The organism is Streptomyces tamarix, assembly GCF_032423885.1.
GTDB lineage: Bacteria > Actinomycetota > Actinomycetes > Streptomycetales > Streptomycetaceae > Streptomyces > Streptomyces tamarix.
Genome location: NZ_JAWCTQ010000004.1, coordinates 25,391 through 44,574, shown reverse-complemented (window position 1 = coordinate 44,574; position 19,184 = coordinate 25,391). Strand labels below are relative to the sequence as shown.

The window sequence follows — 19,184 nt, the reverse complement described above, 5'->3', positions numbered from 1 at the left end:
CACGACCGGAAAGACCTCGCACCACCCGCACTACTCGCACCACCGCACCACCGAAGGGCACCCGACCCTCCCCGCACGACCCGCACTCGAAAGAGAGAAGCCGACATGACCATCTCGAGAAGCCTCAGAGGACGCACGGCCTCGGCCGTCGCCCTGACCGTCACGCTCGCGCTCACCACCACCGCCTGCGGTGACGACGGCACCGGCGGCAGCGGGACCGAGGGCTCGGGCAAGGGCACCATCACCTTCTGGGACAACAACGGCGGTGTGCGGACCGCCGTCTGGCAGGAGATCATCAAGGACTTCGAGTCCAAGAACCCCGACATCAAGGTCAAGTACGTCCCGATCCCGAGCGAGGACGTCCAGTCCAAGTACGACACGGCCATCGCGGGCGGCGGCCTGCCCGACGTCGGCGGCGTGGGCGCGGCCTACCTGGCCAACATGGTCGCCCAGAACGCCCTCGACCCGGTCGGCGACCGCATCAAGGAGTCGTCCCTCAACGGCAAGCTCGTCCCCAACATGGTCGAGTCCGTGAAGTCGGCCGGCGGGCGCGGCGACGAGATGTACTCGGTCCCGACCTCCGCGAGCAACGGCGTCCTGTACTACCGGACCGACCTGTTCAAGGCGGCCGGCCTCCAGGCGCCCACCACCTGGGACGCGTTCTACACGGCGGCCCAGAAGCTGACCGACGCCAAGAAGAACAAGTTCGGCTACACGATCCGCGGCGGCTCCGGCTCCATCGCCCAGGCCCTGGACTCGATGTACGGCCAGTCCGGCATCACCGAGTTCTGGAAGGGCGACAAGACCACCGTCAACGACCCGAAGAACGTCGCGGCGCTGGAGAAGTACGTCGGCCTGTACAAGAAGACGACGCCCGAGGCCGACGTCAACAACGACTTCAAGAAGATGAACGCCCAGTTCGACTCGGGCTCCATCGCCATGATGAACCACAACCTGGGCTCGTACACGGACCACGTGAAGGCCCTCGGCACGGACAAGTTCGCCGGCATCCCGAACCCGACCGGCCCGGGCGGCGTCCGCGTCCAGGTGTCCAACCCGGTCGACGGCCTCGGCCTCTTCCGCACCAGCAAGAACAAGGCCGCGGCCTGGAAGTTCATCGAGTTCGCCGTCTCCCACGAGTCGAACAGCAAGTGGAACGAGTCGGCCGGCGCCATCCCGTCCAACACGGAGGCCGCGGGCGACGCGTGGCTGGACAAGGCCCAGGCCACCAAGCTCGGCGCGCAGGCCCTCTCCGACGGCTCCACCAAGATCGTCCAGCTGCCGTACTACCTGCCCGACTGGAACAAGATCAGTAAGTCGGAGAACGAGCCGAACTTCCAGAAGGTCCTGCTCGGCGCGATGACCGCCAAGGACTTCCTGGACACCCTCGCCAAGCAGCTCAACGAGGCCCAGGCCGAGTGGAACGAGCAGCTCAAGAAGAGCTAGCCCGTCCCTCCCAGAACCGGCCGGCGGCGGTCCGGGTCGCGCCCCGCCGCCGGCCGTACTCCTCCTCATCCGGTACGAGAGCGAGGCACGACGACGTGTCCCTGAGCCGTAGGCAGACCGTGGCGGCACTCGCCGCCTTCCCCGTGGCGGGCGCGGTCGCCGCCCGTCCGGCCGCCGCTGCCGAGCAGGCCGCGGCCCCCGCCCCCCGGACCCTCTTCATCGCGGGCGACTCGACGGCGGCGCAGAAGTACGCCCCCGCCGCGCCGGAGACCGGCTGGGGCATGGCCCTGCCGTTCTTCCTCACCCCGCACCTGAGCGTCTCCAACCACGCGGTCAACGGCCGCAGTTCCAAGAGCTTCGTCGACGAGGGCCGACTCGACCCGATCCTGGCGGCCATCCGCCCGGGCGACCTCCTCCTCGTCCAGTTCGGGCACAACGACCAGAAGTCCGAGGACCCGGCCCGCTACACCGAGCCCTGGACCACCTACCGGGAGCACCTCCTCCGCTACGTCACCGGGGCGCGCCGCCGCGGCGCCCGGCCGGTGCTGCTCACCTCCGTGGAGCGGCGCAGGTTCGACGCGGCGGGCCGGGCCGTCACCTCCCACGGGGAGTACCCGGCCGCCGTGCGCGCCCTCGCCGCCGAGCACGACGTGCCCCTCGTCGACGTCCAGGCCGCGTCGCTCGCCGAGTGGCAGCGGCTGGGTCCCGAGGGCTCCAAGGCGTACTTCAACTGGCTGGCGCCCGGCGAGTCGCCCAACTACCCGGACGGGCGGCAGGACAACACCCACTTCCGGCCCCTCGGGGCAATCGAGGTCGCCCGCATGGTGGCCCGGGGCCTGCTCGCCGAGCGGGTGCTCCGGCCCCGGGACGTGCGCCGCGTCGAGGACGAGGTGCCGGCCGACCGGATCACCTGGCCCCCCGCCTGACCACCCCCCTCCCTTCCCCCTCAGGAGCCGCAATGCGCACCCTCAGATGTCATGCTCGGGTCATGGGAACGGCCGCGTCGCTGGCCGGTTGCACCGCGCTGGTGCTGTCCCTCACGGCCCCCCCGGCCGCCGCCGGGACCGGCGGCCGGGACCTCGGCCGCCACGCGCTGCCCGCCGGTGACGGCTGGGCCTCCGCCGACGGCGGCACCACCGGCGGCGCCGCCGCCGACGCGGCCCACGTGTACACCGTCACCACCTGGGCCGAGTTCCGGTCCGCGCTCGCCGCCGGCGGCGACGCACCGAAGATCATCCGGGTGGTCGGCACGCTCAACGCCACCGAGGGCGGCTGCGAGACCTTCGAGGCGCCCGGCTACGACTTCGACCAGTACCTCGCCGACTACGACCCGGCCGTCTGGGGCTACGAGAAGGAGGTCAGCGGCCCCCAGGAGGACCTCCGCGCCGCCTCCGCCAAGAACCAGGACCGGGCCATCAAGGCGTTCGTCCCGTCCAACACGACCATCGTCGGCGTCGGCCGCGGCGCCGGGATCACCGGCGGCAGCCTCCAGATCAAGGACGCCGACAACGTCATCGTCCGCAACCTCACCCTGGAGAGCCCCCTCGACTGCTTCCCGCAGTGGGACCCCACGGACGGGGCGACGGGCGCCTGGAACTCCGAGTACGACTCGATGGTCGTGTACGGCTCCACCCACGTGTGGATCGACCACAACACGTTCACCGACGGCCGCTACCCGGACAGCTCCCTGCCCCGCTACTTCGGCGAGCTGTACCAGCAGCACGACGGCGAGCTGGACGTCGTGCGCGGCGCGGACCTGGTGACGGCGTCCTGGAACGTGTTCGCCGACCACGACAAGACCCTGATGATCGGCAACAGCGACAGCGCGGGCGCCACCGACCGCGGCAAGCTGCGCGTCACCCTCCACCACAACGTCTTCAAGAACGTCGTCGAGCGCGCGCCGCGCGTCCGCTTCGGCAAGGTCGACGCCTACAACAACCACTACGTGGTGCCGAAGGACGGGTACGCGTACAGCTTCGGCATCGGCGCCGAGTCGCAGCTGGTGGCGGAGAAGAACTCCTTCCGGCTGCCCGAGGGCGTACCGGCCGGGAAGATCCTCAAGAAGTGGAAGGAGGCCCCGGTCACGGTCGGGGACAACTACGTCAACGGGCGCCCGGTGGACCTCCTGGCGGTCCACAACGCGGAGGTCCCCGGCGAGGTCCTCCAGTCCGGCGCGGGCTGGACGCCCACGCTGCGGACCCGCGTCGACCACCCGCGCGTGCTGCCGTGGATCCTCGCCCACCGCGCCGGCGCGGGACGCCTCCGCTGACCAGTCCCCGAGGCTGAGCCGGTCTCCGAGGCCGACCGGCCATCGAGGCTGAGCCGACCCGAGGCTGAACCGGCCCCGAGGTCGACCGGTCTCCGAGGCCGACCGGCCCCAGAGGCTGAACCGGCCCCGGGGTCGACCAGCCATCGAGGCCGAATCGGCCCCCGAACAGGGCGGGAGCGCCCGCACAGGGTCCCGGACCGGGGCGTCGACGCTCCCGCCCCACCCCGCGCGCCGCCCCGGGCCCCCGGCGCCCGGGCCCGGCCCCGCACCGCCCCGCCCCGCCGCGCGTCCCGGTCCGCCCCGGCCGGACGCGCGGCGCGGCGGCCCCCGGTCGACCGGCCCTCACCACCCGGTCCTCACGCAAGGAGCAGCCACATGCCGTCAACGCCCAGCCGCAGGAGCCTCCTGCGGGCCGGAGCCCTGGGCCTCGGGGTCCTCCTCGGGGCCGCCGCCCCCGGGACCGCCCTGGCCACCGGGAACCCCTCGCCCTTCGGCCCCTACGGCGGTCCCCGCCGCCGCCTCACCCCGCGCACGCTGTACGTCGACCCCGCGGGCCGCGGCGACCACACGACCGTCCAGGCGGCCGTCACCGCCGCCGGGCCCGGCCACACCCTGGTCCTCGCCCCCGCCACGTACCGCGAGACCGTCGTCGTCCCCGCCACCCACACCGGCCTGACCCTCCTCGGCGCGAGCGGCGACCCCCGCGACACGGTCATCGTGTACGGCAACGCCGCCGGCACCCCCAAGCCCGACGGCTCGGGCACGTACGGCACCTCCGGCTCCGCCACCACCAGCGTCCTCGCGGACGGCTTCACCGCGTACCGGGTCACCTTCGCCAACGACTTCCTGCGCGCCGACCACCCGGGGATCACCGCCACGCAGGCCGTCGCCCTCAAGGCCACGGGCGACCGGTCGGCGTTCCTCCACTGCCGGTTCCTCGGCCACCAGGACACCCTGTACGCCGACTCGTCCGCCCTGTCCGCCTTCGCGCGGCAGTACTTCGCGCACTGCTACGCCGAGGGCGACGTCGACTTCGTCTTCGGGCGCGCCACCGCCGTGTTCGAGCACTGCCGGTTCCACACCCTCGCCCGGGACGTCGACTTCACGCCCAAGGGCATGGTCTTCGCGCCGTCCACGGCCGTCGCCAACCCGTACGGCTACCTCGCCGTGCGGTGCCGGATCACCAGCGGCGCGGAGGACGGCGCGTACAAGCTGGCCCGGCCGTGGGTGCCGAGCTCCGACCCGACCGCCCGGCCCTCGCTGGTGGTCCGCGACAGCTGGCTGGGCCCGGGCATCGACGCGGCCGCGCCGTACACGAACATGCGCGACCAGTACCCCTGGCAGGCGCAGCGGTTCGCCGAGTACCGCAACTCCGGGCCCGGCGCGCGGATCCTGGACCCCGCCGAGCGGCCCCAGCTGACCCGGGCCGAGGCGGCGGCGGCCACCCGCGCGGCGTACCTGGGCGACTGGCGGCCGTGGGCCGCGCGGGGCGCCGCGGAACACCGCCTCCCGTAGACCCGCCGCGGGGCGGCCGTCCGCCGCGCATGACCGCACATGCCCCCCACCGGGCCGGCGGCCCCCCGCGGCGTCCCGACCACTGCTCGCGCGTCTGCGGGCACGCACCGGCCCTCCGCCGCGCGGTACGCGGCGGAGGGCCGCGTGCTTTGCGGCGGCGCGCGTCCCCGTACCGGACCCGACCGTCCCCGGCGGGCCCGCGGGGCGCACCCGCCGCGGGCGACGGCCGCGCCGTTCGCCGTGCGGCCCGCCGCCGGCCCGGCCCAGCCGCTTCTCGGCGCGAAGTGGCCCCCCGCGCCCCGGCCCTGCGCTACCGTGCTGATCCTCTGGACGTCCCGCCGCGGGGGAGGACCCGCCCGGCGGGCCCGCACCGGGAGGGGGTTCGAGCCGACGTGGGACAGCCCGAGGCTCCGGACATCGCGCTGGGGCGAGCCATCGTGGCGCGCGTCGCCCCCGAGGAGCTGCCGTACTTCGACGAGACCGCCGCGAGCCTGTCGGGGCGCCCGCTCCGGCAGGCGAGGCGGCGCCCCAAGGACGACCCGCTGGCCTTCGGCGGCGCCGCCGAACTCGTCGTCACCAGCATCGCCTGCGGGGTCGCCTTCGAAGTCGTCAAGATGATGGGCGAGACGCTCGGCGGCAGCCTCGCCGGTCGCTTCCGCCGCCTCGTCGGCAGGCGCCGCGCCCGCCGGGAGGAGGCGGAGGCGGAAGGCCCCGGGGAGCGGCGGCCGACCCCGCCCGAGGAGCAGGGCCCCGCCCTGACCGAGGAGCGGATCGCCGAACTCGGCGCCGCCGCCCGCCGCACGGCGATCCTGCTCGGGCTGCCGCCCGACCGGTCCGACCTGCTCGCCGCCGCGGTCCGCGACCACCTGAGGGCGGCCGGCGGGCCCGGGGCATGACCGCCGCCCCGGCCGGCGGGCCCCCGGCCGGGGCCGCGCCCCCGCCGCGCCGCCCCCTGCCCTCCGGGACGCTCGTCGCGTTCGTCCTGTTGATCTGCGCGGTGCTGGCGTCGATGACCATCCTGCACCCCGGGTACGCCGACCTCCTCGCCGGTTCCCGGGGCCGCGCCGGGGAGCTCAACGACTGCCTCCGCGACGCGATGCGGGACGCCGGGGGGACGGGCGCCTTCCTGAACGGCCCGCGGCACGGGAGGTGCGACTCCAGCGACGACCGCACGTCGCAGGGCATCCTCGTCTCGTACGCGATCCTCGCCGCCGCCACCGCCGCGCACTACTGGTTCCGCTCCACCCGCCGCGCCCGCCGGCGCGGGGTCCGCCCGCTCGACCCGGCCCGCCTCCCCGCCCTGCACGCCGAGGTCGCCCGGCTCGTCGCCGGTGTCGACCGGGCCCGCGGCGTCACCGTCCTCGTCGACTACCTCGACTCCGGGGTGAACGGCGTCACCTTCGGCCGCGTCGGCCGCCGCCACGTCATCCTCAGCCGCGGCCTGGTCCAACTGCACGACGGGACCGACGCCGACCGCGCCGCGTTCCGGGCCGTCGTCCTCCACGAACTGGCCCACCTGCGCAACCGCGACGTCGACATCACCATGATCACGCTCGGGATGCTCCGCTGCTACGTCGCGCTGATCCTGGTCCCGAGGATGCTCGGCGACCTGCTGGGCCTGCTCTTCCTGCCGAAGGGCGCCCCCTTCCACGCGGCCACCCTCCTCGACGCCGCCGTCCTCGGCGCCGTCGTCCTCGCCGCCCGCTCCATCGTCCTGCGGACCAGGGAGTTCCGGGCGGACGCCCGCACGGCCGAGTGGCTGGGCGACCCCGCGCCGCTCCTGCGCGCCTTCGACCTCGCCGCGGCGCGGCCCGGCGGCCCGCCCCGGCGGGCGCTCAGCGGCTGGTGGGCCCGGCTGACCCGCACGCACCCGTCGTTCGCGGAGCGCCGGGCCTGCCTGGCGGACCGGAAGCAGTTGATGCACCAGGGGTTCGGGTTCGCCTTCGTGATCGGCTTCTGCCTGCCGGCCGCCTGGGACCCCGTCTCCTCCGTCACCGCCCAAGTCCGCGAGGGCGGTGGCATCCGCGGCTGGTGGCCGACCGAGCTGATCACCCTGCTGGTCGTCCTCATCCTCTTCCTGACCGTCGCCCGCGCCTCCCTCCACCGCCTGGGGAACCCCGCGGACGCGCCCCCGCGGACGCCGTTCCGGGCCGGGCTCGCCCTCGGCGTCCTCGCGGGTTTCGCGCTCGCGCCCAGCGCCGTCGTCGACCACCTGATGCTGCCCGGGCTGCGGATCTCCTCGCAGGTCTCCGGCTGGGCCGCCGTGGCGCTGCTGGTACTGCTGTTCACCGTGTGGTGCCAGTTCCTCGCGGACTGCTGGGCCCGTTCCCTGGACCACGCGCGGCGGCCGCTCCTGGGCGTCACGGTGCTCGGGCTGCTGGCGGCCGCCGCCGCGGTGGGCAACGCCGACACGGTCTTCGAGCTCCCGTGGCAGGTCGAATTCGGCCAGTTCATGGACGCCCGGCTCGCCGCCCTCCCCGGGCCCCTGCACGCGGCGGTGTGGACGCAGTACGTCCTCGCGACCCGGTTCATCGACCCCGTGTGGCTCGCCGCCGCGCTGGCCGTCCTGCTGGGCGCGCCCCTCGCCGGGGTGGTGCGCGACCGGCGCCCGGCCCGCCGCACGGTCCCGGCGCCGCCCCGGCCGCCCCGGCGCGGCGCCGTCCCCGTGCTGGGCGTCGCCGCCCTGGTGACCGCCCTCTTCCCGCCCGTCTACACCTGGTGGGCGCACCAACGGGGGCTGGAATCCCTGGCGCACCCGCTGTTCCTCGTCCCCATGACGGTCCTCGTGGCCGTGGGGACGACGGTCGGCGGGCTGGCCCGGACGCACCGGCTGGTGTGGGCGGCGGCGGCCGTCCTGGCGGCGGGGCTGGTCGTGGCGGTGCCCGTGTCGGTACTCGCCGCGGACCCGCGGCTGTGGAGCTCCCAGGTGGGCATCGGCCTCGAAGTCGCCGCGCTGGGCACCCTGGTGACGGCGGCGATACCGCGCGACCGACCCGGTCCGCCGGCCGGGTACGGACCGCCCGCCGGGTACGGACCGCCGACCGGATACGGGCCTCCCCCGGGGTACGGTCCACCGGCCGGGCACGGTCCGCCGACCGGATACGGCCCTCCCCCGGGGTACGGTCCACCGGCCGGGTACGGCCCTCCTCCGGGTTACGGGCCGCCCCCCGGGTACGGGCCGCCCCCGCCGCCCGGCTGACTCACCCCGCCGACGCGGGCGCGGCCGTCCGGCGCTCGTACCGCAGCGCCGCCCAGGTCGCCGCCGCGCCCGCGCCCTCCCACAGGCCCACGCCCAGGAAGCCGGCCGGGGCGCGCCCCGCGACGACGGCGGCGGTGAACACCGCACAGGTCAGCAGCCGGAAGGGCACCGTCCAGCCGAAGAACGCCCGCCAGTCGGAGAGCGCCGCCAGCACGTAGTACACGCCCATGTTCACCGCCGCCATCGACGACGCCGTCAGGAACACCAGGGTGTGGTCGCCCGCCGCCCGCGCCCCGTCCGGTACGGGCTCGAAGCCCATCACCGCCAGCAGCGCGTCCGGAGCGGCCAGGCCGACCGCGCCGAGCGCCGCGGCCAGCAGCCCGAAGACGGCCATGGTCCAGCCGGACAGGGAACGGGGGCGGGACGACAGGCGGCGCACGGATCCTCCAAGTGCCGGGAGCGGTCAGCGGGTCGATGCTCGCAGGCCCCCGCCCGCCGCCCGCCGCCGGGCCCTCACTCCAGCCCCACGCACCCCGTGCGTTCCGCGCGCCCTGCACGCCCCACGCGCCGGTCCCATGCACCGGTCCCGTACGCCACCCCGCGCCCGGCGCCCGGCCGCCCCGTACCCGGCGGTGTGCCCAAAGGGCCCGGCGCACCCGGTGTCAGAGCCGGCGGGTGGCGAGGGTGAGCCGGTCGCGGGCGTCGAACAGCGCGTCCTTGATCATCTGCTCGTGGGCGGGGGTGAGCCGGGCGACCGGCACCGAGCAGCTGATCGCGTCGCGCGCGGGGGTGCGGTACGGGATGGCGATGCCGAAGCAGCGCAGGCCGAGGGTGTTCTCCTCGCGGTCCACGGCGTACCCCTGGTCGCGGATGACGTGCAGCTCCTCGATGAGTCTCTCGCGGTCGGTGATCGTGTGCTCGGTGAGCGCCGGCAGGGTCTCCGGCAGCAGCTTGCGCACCTGCTCGTCGTCGTACGTGGCGAGCAGCGCCTTGCCGAGGGAGGTGGAGTGGGCGGGCAGCCGCCGTCCGACGCGGGCGAAGGGGCGCAGGTAGTGCGGGGATTGCCGGGTCGCCAGGTAGACGACGTTGGTGCCGTCGAGGCGGGCCAGGTGGATGGTCTCGCTCGTGTCGTCGGAGAGCCGGTCGAGGGTGGGGCGGGCGGCGGCGACGACCTCGTCGCCGTCGATGTACGACGTGCCGACGAGCAGCGCGCGGACGCCGATGCCGTACCGGGTGCCGGTCGCGTCCGTCTCCACCCAGCCCAGCTCGACGAGGGTCCGCAGCAGCATGTACAGGCTCGACTTGGGGTAGCCGACCGCCTCCTGGACGGCCGCCAGCGAGTGCATGCCGGGGCTTTTGGCGAAGTACTCGAGCAGTTCCACGGTCCGTACCGCGGACTTGACCTGCGCTCCGCCGGATTCGGTAGCAGACATCGCCCTTGACCCCTTCAGACGCCCGTTAATAGAGTCCCAGCATATTCATCATCAGGAACGCCGTTCAGAATACCGAACGGATGGGAAGCGCACAGTCGGAGAGGACGTTCGCGGTGTCAGCAGCACAAGTCTGGAGTGTCGACCCCCGAACCGGGAAGCAGCGGGAGCAGGTCGCGTCGGAGGCGACGGCGCAGGACGTGGACCGCGCGGTACGCGCCGCGCACGGCGTCCGTGCCGCACTGGCCGACCGCGCCGTGCGCTCCGCGTTCCTGCGGACGGCGGCCGACCGGCTCGAAGCGGCGAAGGACCGGCTCGTCGAGGCCGCCGACGCCGAGACCGCCCTCGGCGTGCCCCGCCTCACCGGCGAACTCGCCCGCAGCTGCTACCAGCTGCGGGCCTTCGCCGACATCGTGGACGAGGGCGCGTTCCTGGACGTGATCATCAATCACCCGGACGACTCGGCGACGCCGCCGATCCCGGACCTGCGCCGCTACAAGGTGCCGCTGGGCGTCGTCGCCGTGTACGCCGCCTCCAACTTCCCCTTCGCCTTCTCGGTGCCCGGCGGCGACACGGCCAGCGCCCTGGCCGCGGGCTGCCCCGTCGTGGTCAAGGCCCACCCCGACCACCCGGCCACCTCCGAGCTGGCCGCCGCCGCGCTGCGCGAGGCCGCCGCCGAGCACGGCATCCCCGAGGAGGTCGTCGGCCTGGTCCACGGCTTCGACGCGGGCGTCGAACTGGTCCGCCACCCGCTGATCACCGCGGCCGGCTTCACCGGTTCGGTACGGGGCGGGCGGGCGCTGTTCGACGCGGCGGCCGCCCGGCCGGTGCCGATCCCGTTCCACGGCGAACTGGGCTCCCTCAACCCGGTCGTGGTGACCGCGGACGCCGCGGCGGAGCGGGCCGACGAGATCGGCACGGGCCTGGCCGGCTCCATGACGCTGGGCACCGGCCAGTTCTGCGTGAAGCCCGGGCTGGTGCTCGCCCCGGCGGGCCCGGCCGGCGACCAGATGGTCAAGTCCCTGGCCGACGCGGTGGCGCGCGTCCCCGAGGGCGTCCTCCTCGACGGGCGGATGCGCGACAACTTCGTCGCGGGCGTCAGCGAGCGGGCGGCCCTGCCGGACGTCGAGGCGCCGGTCACCCCCGGCGCGGCCGGCGAGCACGAGGTGGCGGCGGGCTTCCTGACCGTGCCGGCCGCCCGCCTGGCCGAGGAGGGGCCGCACGACCTGCTCCTGGAGGAGTGCTTCGGTCCGGTCACCGTCGTCGCCCGGTACGAGACGGACGAGGAGGTCACCCGCGTCCTGTCCCGCCTGCCCGGCAACCTCACGGCGACGCTGCACGTCTCCTCGGAGGAGGCGGCCGGCGAGGGCTCCGGTGCCGCGCTCCTCGCCGAGGTCACCCCGCTCGCGGGCCGCGTCGTCGTCAACGGCTGGCCCACCGGTGTCGCCGTCGCCTACGCCCAGCAGCACGGCGGTCCGTACCCGGCGACCACGTCCACGTCCACGTCGGTCGGCGGCACCGCCGTCGAGCGCTGGATGCGCCCGGTCGCCTACCAGTCCACCCCCCACTCCCTCCTCCCGCCGGAGCTGCGCGACGACAACCCGCTGAACCTGCCGCGGCGGGTCGACGGCCGCCTGGAGGTCTGACCCGCCGGCCGCGGGCCGGGCCGCGGTACCCGCCCCCGGCGGGCCCGGCCCGCCCCCGCCCCCCCGGGGGGCCCCCGGCCGGCCGGGCGGCCCGCCCCTCGGTGGTTCCGGGCGCGGTGGCGGGGACGGGCGCGGTGGCGGGGACGGGTCGGGCCGCCGCGGGAGAGCGCGGCGCGGTTCGCGGTCGGCAACGGCTTCCCGGCGTGACGGGGCGCGCGGCCGGTGGCTCCCCCGCGCGGCGCGCATCCGACGTACCGGCGTGACGGGGGCGGGCGCCGGATCCCGATGCCGGGCGCCGGATCCCGTCGGCGCGGGCGGGGGCGACGGTGGCAGCAGTCGGGGCGGACACCTCCCGCGCGTGTCCGCCCCTTGCCGCCGATGTCGGCCGTGCCGCTTCCTACATGAAGTTCGACGCGGCCTTCTTGTCGCCCTGCTGGTACGCGGGGGCCGCCTCGCGGACCGCGTTGGAGATCTGGACCAGCGACGTGTGGATCTGCATCGCCCTGCGGTCCCAGTCGGCCTGCGCGGTGTTGTACGCCTCGCGGGCCTCGCCCTCCCAGAGGGACGAGATCGACTTGATCTTCGCCTGGATGTTCTTCAGGCTCTGGTCGAGTCGGTCGGCCTGCTTCTTGATGTCACGCGCGGCGTCTTCCAGCTTCGCGTAAGTGACAATCATCGTGCCGTCGTTGTTGTTCGCCATCGGTCCTCCAACCGCGTCGAGCTGTCGTGTGCCGGCCGCGAACGGTGCGCGGCCGGGAGAGGTCAGTAGTTGCTGAGGTTCGACGTGCGGGCCTCGGCCTTGGCGTCGCCCGAGTAGCCCTCGGCCACGTCGACACCGCGGAGGGCGGCCTCGACCTCGGTGTCCGTGTTGCCGGCGATCGTGCGGGCCGCCTCGATGGCCTCCTGGAAGTTCAGCAGGAGCTTGCCGATGCCCACCATGTTGCGGTTGATCGCGTCCTGCTTCTGGTTGAACGCACCGGCACCGATACCGGCCCAGGCGCCTTCCAGGCTGTCGATGGTCGCCTGCAGGACGGACAGCTGGCTCTTCACGTCGTCGAAGTTGCGGGTGAGCTCGTCCTGCAACCCCTTGAGGGCAACGCCATTAACCTTCTGGACTGCCATGCGATGTGCTTCCTCTCTGGAGGTTCTCGGTGGGTCTGATCGCCACCGTCGGGTACGGGCGGCTCGGTTCCTGCCGCTATGGCGTACGGCGCTTGCGGGCGAAGAGGAAGACTCCCCCCGCGACGACGACCACGGCCGCGGCGCCGCCAAGAATGAGGCCGAGGGAGCTCCCGTCCCCGGCTTCCTCGCTGGAGCCTGCCACGGTCGCGCCGGGTGTGGCCTGGCCCTGCGGGGCTTGTGACGAAGCTGGTGCAGACGCGGCGGGTGAGGCGGACGATGCGGGTGACGCGGACGAACCACCGCCCGCGCCGGACGTGTCCTCGTTCGTCAACGGGTTGATGTCCGGGTCACCGGGCTTGCCGAGGCCCCGGTTGATGTGGGCGCCGGGGCGAACCACACCGTGACCCACGTAGTTGCTGACCGTACCGGGCTTCCAACCCTCCCCCTTGCCCGCGCTCTCGATCATGACGCGCAGGACCTGGTTCGCGGTCCAGTCGGGGTGCAGGGACCAGATCAGCGCGGCGGTGGCGGAGGCGATGGCGGTGGCATGGCTCGTACCTTGCTGATTGATGCAGTACCCGTCGAACTTGGCGTCGCACCAGCCCGGAATGCCCTTCCCCGGCGCGGCGATATCGACAAAGCTGCCGTGCTGGGAGAACTCGCCCACCATTCCCTCACGATCGGTTGCCGCTACTCCGACGACTTCCGGAAAGGCCGCCGGGTAGAGTCGCTTGTTCTCCCCGTCGCCGTCGTTCCCCACGCCCGCGAACATCAGCTTCCCCTTGCTCTGGGCGTACTTCACCGCCTCGACCATGCGGTCCGTCTTGTACCTGTAGGCGAACGACATGTTGATGATCTGCGCTTCGCTGTCAGCTGCGGCGCGAACGGCGTCTTCGAGCGCCCACGGGTTCTTGTCGAGTTCGTCGGAGCCGGACACGTTCGTGCGGAAGGGGATGATCTTGGCTCCGGGGGCCAGCCCCTGGATGCCGCCTGCCCGTCCTGTGCCGGCGATCAGCTCCGCCATGGTGGTGCCATGGCCGCTGTTGTCGTCCGTCTTCCCGTTGACCTTCGTTGCGTCGAGGCCCTTGAGGACCTGTCCCCGCAAGGTGGGGGTGGACGCGTTGACACCCGTGTCGATGACCGCGACCTTGATGCCTTGGCCGGTGGTCTTCTTCCAGATCTTGTCGACGTGCATCGCGTCCAGGTACCACTGCTGGGCGCGCATGTCCTCCGCGACGGCGGAGGGAGCCAGGCCGACGAATCCGATGGCCCACGCGCCGACCAACGCGACCGCGCATGTGACCCGCCGCCGCAGCCGACGCGTCGTTCCTGCTGTCATCCTGGCTCCCCGCACCTTTCCTGTCCTCAGTCGATCACCGGGGGAACGGCGCCGCGCCGCCGGGCCGTCCACGTCTCTTCGTCTTCCACGAGGTAGTCGGGACGCTCGGAACCGGTGTGCTCCTCGTCCTTCCGGCCCTTGTTCCGCTGCGAGCGCGGGGTGCCCACGACGCCGTTCACACTGGGCGCGCCCCGGCCCGTGGAACGGGCCCCCGCACCCGGGTTCGCCCCGATGACGCCCCCCGTGACGGGTCGTGCAGCCGACGGCCGGCCCTGTGCCGCGCCCTCGCCGCCGATCACCGTACCCCTGGGGATACGGGAGCCGCCGGCACCGCCCGCGGCCGTGCGCGGCTGGGGCGTGCCGCCCACGATCCCTCCGCTCGCCCGGCCGGTGACCGGTGCGGGGCCGCCCGTACGTCCGGCGGTCGGCGTGCCCGGGGCACCGGGACGGCCCACCATGTTGTTCGGGCCCTGGCCACCGATCACGCCCTGGCGTCCAGCGGCGGGCGTACCGGGGGTGCCGGGCGTACCGGGCCGGCCGACCATGTTCGTCTGACCGGGTCCGGTGGTGCGCCCCGCCTGGCCGGGACCGCCCTGCCCCGTGTGCGGGCCCCCGGGAACACCCGGGCGGCCGACCTGGCTGGTGGCCGGGCCCGCCGGGCGCGGAACCGCCGGGGTGCCGGGAACACGGCTGGTACCCGGCCCCTTCCCGGCGTTCGGGAGTCCGGGAGCCATGGGCGGCGGCGTGACCGGACCGCCACCACCCGTGGGAGTGGTCGGCGTGGGCGTGGGTGCGGGCGGGGCCGTCACCGGAGGGGGCGGGGCGGTGACGGTGTCGATCTGCATCGACGGGTCCAGCGTCGCGGGTGGCGGCGTGGGGCCGAGGACGTCCGCACGCGGCGGCACACCAGTGGTACCGCCGCGCTCGGCCCCGTAGGCGGCCTGCGGCTGTTCGGCGCCGGTACCACGCTGTGCGCCCGTGGGCGGCACCGCCCGTGAACCGCTGCCGTCTCCGACGGCGCCCGTGCCCGTCGGCGGCGGCACCGCCGCCTTCAGCCGCTCCGGGAACTTCGGCGGTTCCTGGGACGCCAGGGTCTGCTCCGACACCGCGTAGAACGACGCCAGGCGGTTCAGTTGGTTGATGGCCTCCTGGCGGTCGCGTTCCGCCTTGACGGCCTTCTGGTAGTCCTCGTTGTCCGCCGTGCGCTCCGGCGGGGGGAAGTCCGTGGGCTTCTTCGGGTCGGGGCGGTTGTCGCGGGGCGGGCGGGCGTTGCGGACGGAGGCCAGGCCCGTGCTGGCGACCTTCATCTGCGCGCCCACGACGTTGGCGAAGCTCGCCAGGTTGTACGTGTACGTCGCGAGGTCGGCGGCGAAGCGCTGGAACTCCGTACCCGCCTCACCCTTCAGGTCCACGGCCGCGGCGTCCTTCTTGAGGTCGCGCGCCGCGTCGTTGAGCGCCTTGCGGGCGGCCTCCAGGGCCGTGCCGGCGGCCTCCAGGTCGGCCGGGTTGGCCGCTTCGAGGAGGTCCAGCATCGCGTTGAGCGGGGCGTTCTCGAAGTTGGTCTTGCCGAAGAAGCCGCCGGGACCGCTGCCGGTGCCGAAGCCCATGCGCTCGAACTGGGCCGAGAAGCGCTCCAGCCGGTCGGTGGCGGTGAACGTCGTCCGGATCTTCGACGCTTCCTGGCTCTGCTGCTGCTCGGGGGTGAGGTTCTTGTCTTCGGTTCCCATCGGCGTTACCCCAGGTCCTTCGTGACGTTCTTCGAGTCGCTGCGGGGCTGCTCCGGCTTGTCGCTCTTCTCGTCCTGCTTCTGCCGCTCCTCCGCCGCCACCTCCAGGCGGTCCTGGATGGCGTGGAAGCGGCGGCGCGTGTCCTCGTCCACGTTGTCGAAGCCGACGTCGGCCGCGTGGGCGCCGAGGCGCAGGAGCTCCATCTGGTCGGCCAGGAGCTTGGAGAGGGACACCAGTTCCCTGTGGACGCGGGCGTACTGCGCGAAGAAGCCGTCCGCTTCCGCGAAGGGCAGACCGGTGCCGCTGAAGGCGCCGCGCTCGATGGTGTGCTCGGCGACCTTCTGGCTGCCGCCGGGGCCGTTCTCGAATTCCGTCAGCAGCGCGTTGATCTTGGACTGGAAATTTCGTAGCGCGCCTGCGCCGCGCTCAAGGTCGCCCATGACCCTTGTCCCTCCCCGTTGTTCCAGCGGTCACGCATGGCGATCAAACTCTTGCGCTATTCACCGATCGCACGCCCGCCACTCTATCCAGTGCCTCCGACAGCCCCAAGTGGCCTGCCCGTGACGCGTCTTCTGCGTGGACGGCGCGGGAAGGCCCCCCGGTTGCGGTGTGGCCGCGCACGTCCTCACCCGTTCGCGGGACGCGTCGTCGTACGGCTGCGGCGGCGGGCGTCGCGCAGGGCGATCGCGGTGCCGGCGATGGCGGCGACGAGGACGCCGCCGCCCACGACGACGTACGTCGCGAGGCGGGCGTTGCGCTGTTCGGGCGTCTCGCCCAGGTGGAGCTCGGCCGGTGTCGGCGGTTCCGCCTTGGTGACGCCCTCGTGGGCGACCGGGGCCTCGATGGGCTTGTCGTCCTCCGTCAGCGCCCGCACGGGGTCCACGACGCCCCACCCCACGAGCCGGTCGTGGCCGGCGATCGAGCGTTCCGCGGTCTGCTGGATCTGGGCGACGATCTGCTTGCGCGTCCAGTCCTCGTGCTTGGCCTTGATGAGCGCGGCGATCCCCGCGACGTACGGGGCGGAGAAGCTGGTGCCGTTGTCGGCGCAGTGGCCGCCGCCCGGCACCGTTGTGATCATGTCCACGCCGGGTGCGGCGACGCCGACGAAGTCGCCGGACTGGGAGAAGGCGGCGCGCTCGTTGTTGCGGTCGGAGGCGGCGACGGCCAGGACGCCCTCGTAGGAGGCGGGGTACGTCTTCTTCACGTTGCCGTCGAGGCCGTCGTTGCCCGCGGACGCGACGACCACGATCTCCTTGTCCAGGGCCTCCTGGACGGCGTCCTTCAGGAGCGGCGTCGGCTCGATGGCGTTCGCCGTGTCCTGGGAGATGTTGATGACGTCGGCCCCCTCCTCGATGGCGTGCCGGATGGCGGTCGCCAGCGTCGCGGCCGTGCCGTTGCCGTCGGCGTCGTTCTGTTGGATGGGGATGACCGTCGCGTCCGGGGCGAGGCCGACGAAGCCGGTGCCCTTCATGGGGCGCGCGGCGATGATGCCGGCGACCTTCGTGCCGTGGCCGACCGTGTCGGTCGTCCCGTCCTCCCTGCCGCGCTCCACCTTGTTGCCGTGCTCGTCCTCGGCGTCCTTCGGGATGAGGTTGATCCCGCTCCCCGTGTCGACGGCCGGCTTCAGCTGCGGGTGCTTCACGTCGACGCCCGTGTCGATGACGGCGACGCGGACGCCCTTGCCCGTGGACTGCTTCCACAGCTCGTCGAGCAGGACCCGCTGGAGCGCCCAGGGCCGGCCCTCGTAGGGCTTGCCGGGGTACGTGCACTGGCCGGGGGTGTCCGCCGCGGCCGGCGGGGCGGGCAGGGCGACCCCGAGGAACGCCGCCGCCGCCAGGGCCGCCGCCCGTCGCCTGTTCGTGGACCTCATCGCGTACGCCTCCGCCTCACGAGCCCTGCGGCTGCCGTGCCGCCGCCGTCGACAGGCGCGGACCGGTCGGCAGGAACGCCGACCAGGCGGCCGGTACGGGCTGCGGGTCGACGTCCTTGTAGCCGAGCCGGTTCTGGGCCTGCTGCGCCTCCAGGAGGCGCGCCTTCTTCTCGTCCTCGGAGCCGGAGGAGCCGATGCCGGAGTCGTCGGCCGGGTTGTCGCCGTTGGACTGCATCGCGTACCGCAGGCCGGTGTCGGTGACGAGGAAGAGGAAGCCGGCGTCGGTGCGCGAGCCGGTGAACTGGCGGAAGAGGAGGCCCGTGCCGGGGGTGACGTACGCGCTGCTGGAACCGGTCGGCAGGGGCGCCGGGAAGTCCTCGCCGACCCAGGTGCCGAGGGTGGTGGAGCCGTTGTCCTCGTCGACCTCGCGCAGCACGTTGCAGACGGTGTTGCGGCTGCCCTCGCCGGTGCTCGCGGAGTTGACCGGCTTCGGGGCGTCCCGCGGCCACTTCTTGTCGCGGCCGAACGCCTCGCCCGGCCGGAAGGCGGCGGCGCTGACGGACGTGGCCTGGCCGTCCTGGCCGAGCTCGATCAGTTCGCGGCTGTTCAGCAGCAGCTTCGCGGTGAAGTCGGAGACGGGCGCGACCCGGCCGGGCAGGACGACGTACTGCTGCTTCCTGGTGCCGTCGGTGGCGGTGAGGACCATGCCGACCTTGTTCACCTCGGGGTCCAGCTCGCCGGGGACGCCGGCGGGGGAACCGGGCTCGCCGTCGATGGTGGGGAAGGTGATCTCGTCGCCCTCGTGGAGGGTCTCCAACCAGCCGGCGGAGACGCGCTGCGGGGTGCGGCCCTGGCCGACGAGCTGGCGGAGCAGCAGTTCGTTCTTCTCCACCGGGTACGCGGTGCCCTGGGCGTCCACGATGTACCGGGTGCGGTCGGGGGCGGGCCCCTCGACGTACAGGAGGTCGCCGCCGCTCAGCCGGCCGGGGCCCTCGGTCCTGCCCTTCTCGCGGTCGGCGAAGACGAACGCCGCCTTCTGGATGGCGCGGCCGCCCTCGACGGGGCGCTCGCACACGGCCCAGCGCTTGGCGGTGCCGGCCTCCTTCGCGTCGGGGAGGCGGTCGGGCGCGTACGGAATTCCGAGGGTGGCGCCGTGCCGGATCTTTCCGCTGTCGAGTACGGATTCGTCGACTTTGATGACCGTTCCCTTGTCGGGATTCAGCAGGAGTTTCGCGGAGGCCATGTTGAGGACCGGGTGCAGCTGTTTCGTCCTGCCGGTTTCCAGGACGACATAGCGTGTTGTCGACTTACTGGCGATGATGACGTTCTCGCCGGGCCGGTCCCAGTTCTTCGGGGCGACCGGACGGAACATTCCCCACGCGCCGAACACGGCGAGCACCACGACGCCCACGATGATCCCGGGCAACACCGCGCGCAGCGGGCGGGGCGCGCCTTCTTCCGAGCCGGTGGAGTTGGGCTGGACGAATTGGGCGACGAGCCTCCGCTTCGCGAAGGTGTAGGCGTTGAGTTCGTCCCGACGCGATGCCATGTATCCGCTGTCCCTCTCCCCGCTGGGCCGCCGCGTCCCCCTGGTCCCCAAGGGGCACCGGCCGTCGTAACC

Annotated in this window: 16 protein-coding genes; 7 read left to right on the top strand and 9 right to left on the bottom strand. The window is 73.5% G+C overall.

The window, feature by feature from the left end:
• The first annotated feature begins 105 nt into the window (after positions 1-105).
• From RND61_RS04645 to RND61_RS04620, 6 genes are all read left to right on the top strand, one after another.
• Positions 106-1,446: an ABC transporter substrate-binding protein gene (locus tag RND61_RS04645; protein WP_315876382.1), complete on the top strand. Its 1,341-nt coding sequence runs from the start codon at positions 106-108 to the stop codon at positions 1,444-1,446.
• 95 nt (positions 1,447-1,541) lie between these two features.
• Entirely contained in the window at positions 1,542-2,372 is an 831-nt protein-coding gene (locus RND61_RS04640) for a rhamnogalacturonan acetylesterase (RefSeq protein WP_315876381.1), read from the top strand.
• Between the two features lie 32 nt (positions 2,373-2,404).
• The gene (locus RND61_RS04635; protein ID WP_391652855.1) at positions 2,405-3,715 is read left to right on the top strand and encodes a pectate lyase family protein; all 1,311 of its coding nucleotides are present in this window, start codon (positions 2,405-2,407) and stop codon (positions 3,713-3,715) included.
• A gap of 375 nt (positions 3,716-4,090) precedes the next feature.
• Positions 4,091-5,230 carry a pectinesterase family protein gene (locus RND61_RS04630; protein WP_315876379.1) on the top strand — a complete coding sequence of 380 codons (1,140 nt, stop codon included), beginning with the start codon at positions 4,091-4,093 and terminating at the stop codon, positions 5,228-5,230.
• Positions 5,231-5,622: 392 nt separating this feature from the next.
• Positions 5,623-6,126, top strand: coding sequence for a hypothetical protein (locus RND61_RS04625; protein ID WP_315876377.1), 504 nt, complete (start codon positions 5,623-5,625; stop codon positions 6,124-6,126).
• Positions 6,123-8,429, top strand: coding sequence for a M48 family metalloprotease (locus tag RND61_RS04620; RefSeq protein WP_315876376.1), 2,307 nt, complete (start codon positions 6,123-6,125; stop codon positions 8,427-8,429). The genes RND61_RS04625 and RND61_RS04620 overlap by 4 nt, the downstream gene beginning before the upstream one ends.
• A gap of 1 nt (position 8,430) precedes the next feature.
• On the opposite strand, the gene RND61_RS04615 is transcribed toward RND61_RS04620, so the two are convergent.
• Positions 8,431-8,823, bottom strand: coding sequence for a hypothetical protein (locus RND61_RS04615; protein ID WP_315876611.1), 393 nt, complete (start codon positions 8,821-8,823; stop codon positions 8,431-8,433).
• Positions 8,824-9,091: 268 nt separating this feature from the next.
• Positions 9,092-9,862, bottom strand: coding sequence for an IclR family transcriptional regulator (locus RND61_RS04610; RefSeq protein WP_315876375.1), 771 nt, complete (start codon positions 9,860-9,862; stop codon positions 9,092-9,094).
• Positions 9,863-9,975: 113 nt separating this feature from the next.
• On the opposite strand from RND61_RS04610, the gene RND61_RS04605 reads away from it, so the two are divergent.
• Positions 9,976-11,505: an aldehyde dehydrogenase (NADP(+)) gene (locus RND61_RS04605; protein WP_315876374.1), complete on the top strand. Its 1,530-nt coding sequence runs from the start codon at positions 9,976-9,978 to the stop codon at positions 11,503-11,505.
• 397 nt (positions 11,506-11,902) lie between these two features.
• Here the strand turns inward: RND61_RS04605 and RND61_RS04600 are convergent, their stop codons facing one another.
• The 7 genes from RND61_RS04600 to eccB form a co-directional block, all read right to left on the bottom strand.
• Positions 11,903-12,205, bottom strand: coding sequence for a WXG100 family type VII secretion target (locus tag RND61_RS04600; protein WP_315876373.1), 303 nt, complete (start codon positions 12,203-12,205; stop codon positions 11,903-11,905).
• A gap of 62 nt (positions 12,206-12,267) precedes the next feature.
• Positions 12,268-12,627 carry a WXG100 family type VII secretion target gene (locus RND61_RS04595; RefSeq protein ID WP_315876371.1) on the bottom strand — a complete coding sequence of 120 codons (360 nt, stop codon included), beginning with the start codon at positions 12,625-12,627 and terminating at the stop codon, positions 12,268-12,270.
• A gap of 76 nt (positions 12,628-12,703) precedes the next feature.
• Positions 12,704-13,966: a S8 family serine peptidase gene (locus tag RND61_RS04590; protein ID WP_315876370.1), complete on the bottom strand. Its 1,263-nt coding sequence runs from the start codon at positions 13,964-13,966 to the stop codon at positions 12,704-12,706.
• Between the two features lie 26 nt (positions 13,967-13,992).
• Positions 13,993-15,693 (bottom strand): hypothetical protein, encoded by a 1,701-nt coding sequence (locus RND61_RS04585; RefSeq protein ID WP_315876369.1) that lies wholly within the window; start codon positions 15,691-15,693, stop codon positions 13,993-13,995.
• Between the two features lie 5 nt (positions 15,694-15,698).
• The gene (locus tag RND61_RS04580) at positions 15,699-16,133 is read right to left on the bottom strand and encodes a hypothetical protein (RefSeq protein ID WP_315876368.1); all 435 of its coding nucleotides are present in this window, start codon (positions 16,131-16,133) and stop codon (positions 15,699-15,701) included.
• A 185-nt stretch (positions 16,134-16,318) separates the two neighbouring features.
• Positions 16,319-17,563 carry a type VII secretion-associated serine protease mycosin gene (gene mycP / locus RND61_RS04575; RefSeq protein WP_315876367.1) on the bottom strand — a complete coding sequence of 415 codons (1,245 nt, stop codon included), beginning with the start codon at positions 17,561-17,563 and terminating at the stop codon, positions 16,319-16,321.
• A gap of 16 nt (positions 17,564-17,579) precedes the next feature.
• On the bottom strand, positions 17,580-19,112 hold the full coding sequence (gene eccB, locus RND61_RS04570; protein ID WP_315876366.1) for a type VII secretion protein EccB: 1,533 nt from the start codon (positions 19,110-19,112) through the stop codon (positions 17,580-17,582).
• Positions 19,113-19,184 lie beyond the last annotated feature (72 nt).

Excerpts from the sequence above, each read along its gene's own strand:
- RND61_RS04610 (WP_315876375.1), bottom strand. The coding sequence starts at position 9,862 with ATGTCTGCTACCGAATCCGGCGGAGCGCAGGTCAAGTCCGCGGTACGG.
- RND61_RS04585 (WP_315876369.1), bottom strand. The coding sequence starts at position 15,693 with ATGGGAACCGAAGACAAGAACCTCACCCCCGAGCAGCAGCAGAGCCAG.
- mycP (WP_315876367.1), bottom strand. The coding sequence starts at position 17,563 with ATGAGGTCCACGAACAGGCGACGGGCGGCGGCCCTGGCGGCGGCGGCG.
- RND61_RS04600 (WP_315876373.1), bottom strand. The coding sequence starts at position 12,205 with ATGGCGAACAACAACGACGGCACGATGATTGTCACTTACGCGAAGCTG.
- RND61_RS04580 (WP_315876368.1), bottom strand. The coding sequence starts at position 16,133 with ATGGGCGACCTTGAGCGCGGCGCAGGCGCGCTACGAAATTTCCAGTCC.
- RND61_RS04645 (WP_315876382.1), top strand. The coding sequence starts at position 106 with ATGACCATCTCGAGAAGCCTCAGAGGACGCACGGCCTCGGCCGTCGCC.
- RND61_RS04620 (WP_315876376.1), top strand. The coding sequence starts at position 6,123 with ATGACCGCCGCCCCGGCCGGCGGGCCCCCGGCCGGGGCCGCGCCCCCG.
- RND61_RS04615 (WP_315876611.1), bottom strand. The coding sequence starts at position 8,823 with ATGGCCGTCTTCGGGCTGCTGGCCGCGGCGCTCGGCGCGGTCGGCCTG.
- RND61_RS04635 (WP_391652855.1), top strand. The coding sequence starts at position 2,405 with ATGCGCACCCTCAGATGTCATGCTCGGGTCATGGGAACGGCCGCGTCG.
- eccB (WP_315876366.1), bottom strand. The coding sequence starts at position 19,112 with ATGGCATCGCGTCGGGACGAACTCAACGCCTACACCTTCGCGAAGCGG.
- RND61_RS04630 (WP_315876379.1), top strand. The coding sequence starts at position 4,091 with ATGCCGTCAACGCCCAGCCGCAGGAGCCTCCTGCGGGCCGGAGCCCTG.
- RND61_RS04590 (WP_315876370.1), bottom strand. The coding sequence starts at position 13,966 with ATGACAGCAGGAACGACGCGTCGGCTGCGGCGGCGGGTCACATGCGCG.
- RND61_RS04595 (WP_315876371.1), bottom strand. The coding sequence starts at position 12,627 with ATGGCAGTCCAGAAGGTTAATGGCGTTGCCCTCAAGGGGTTGCAGGAC.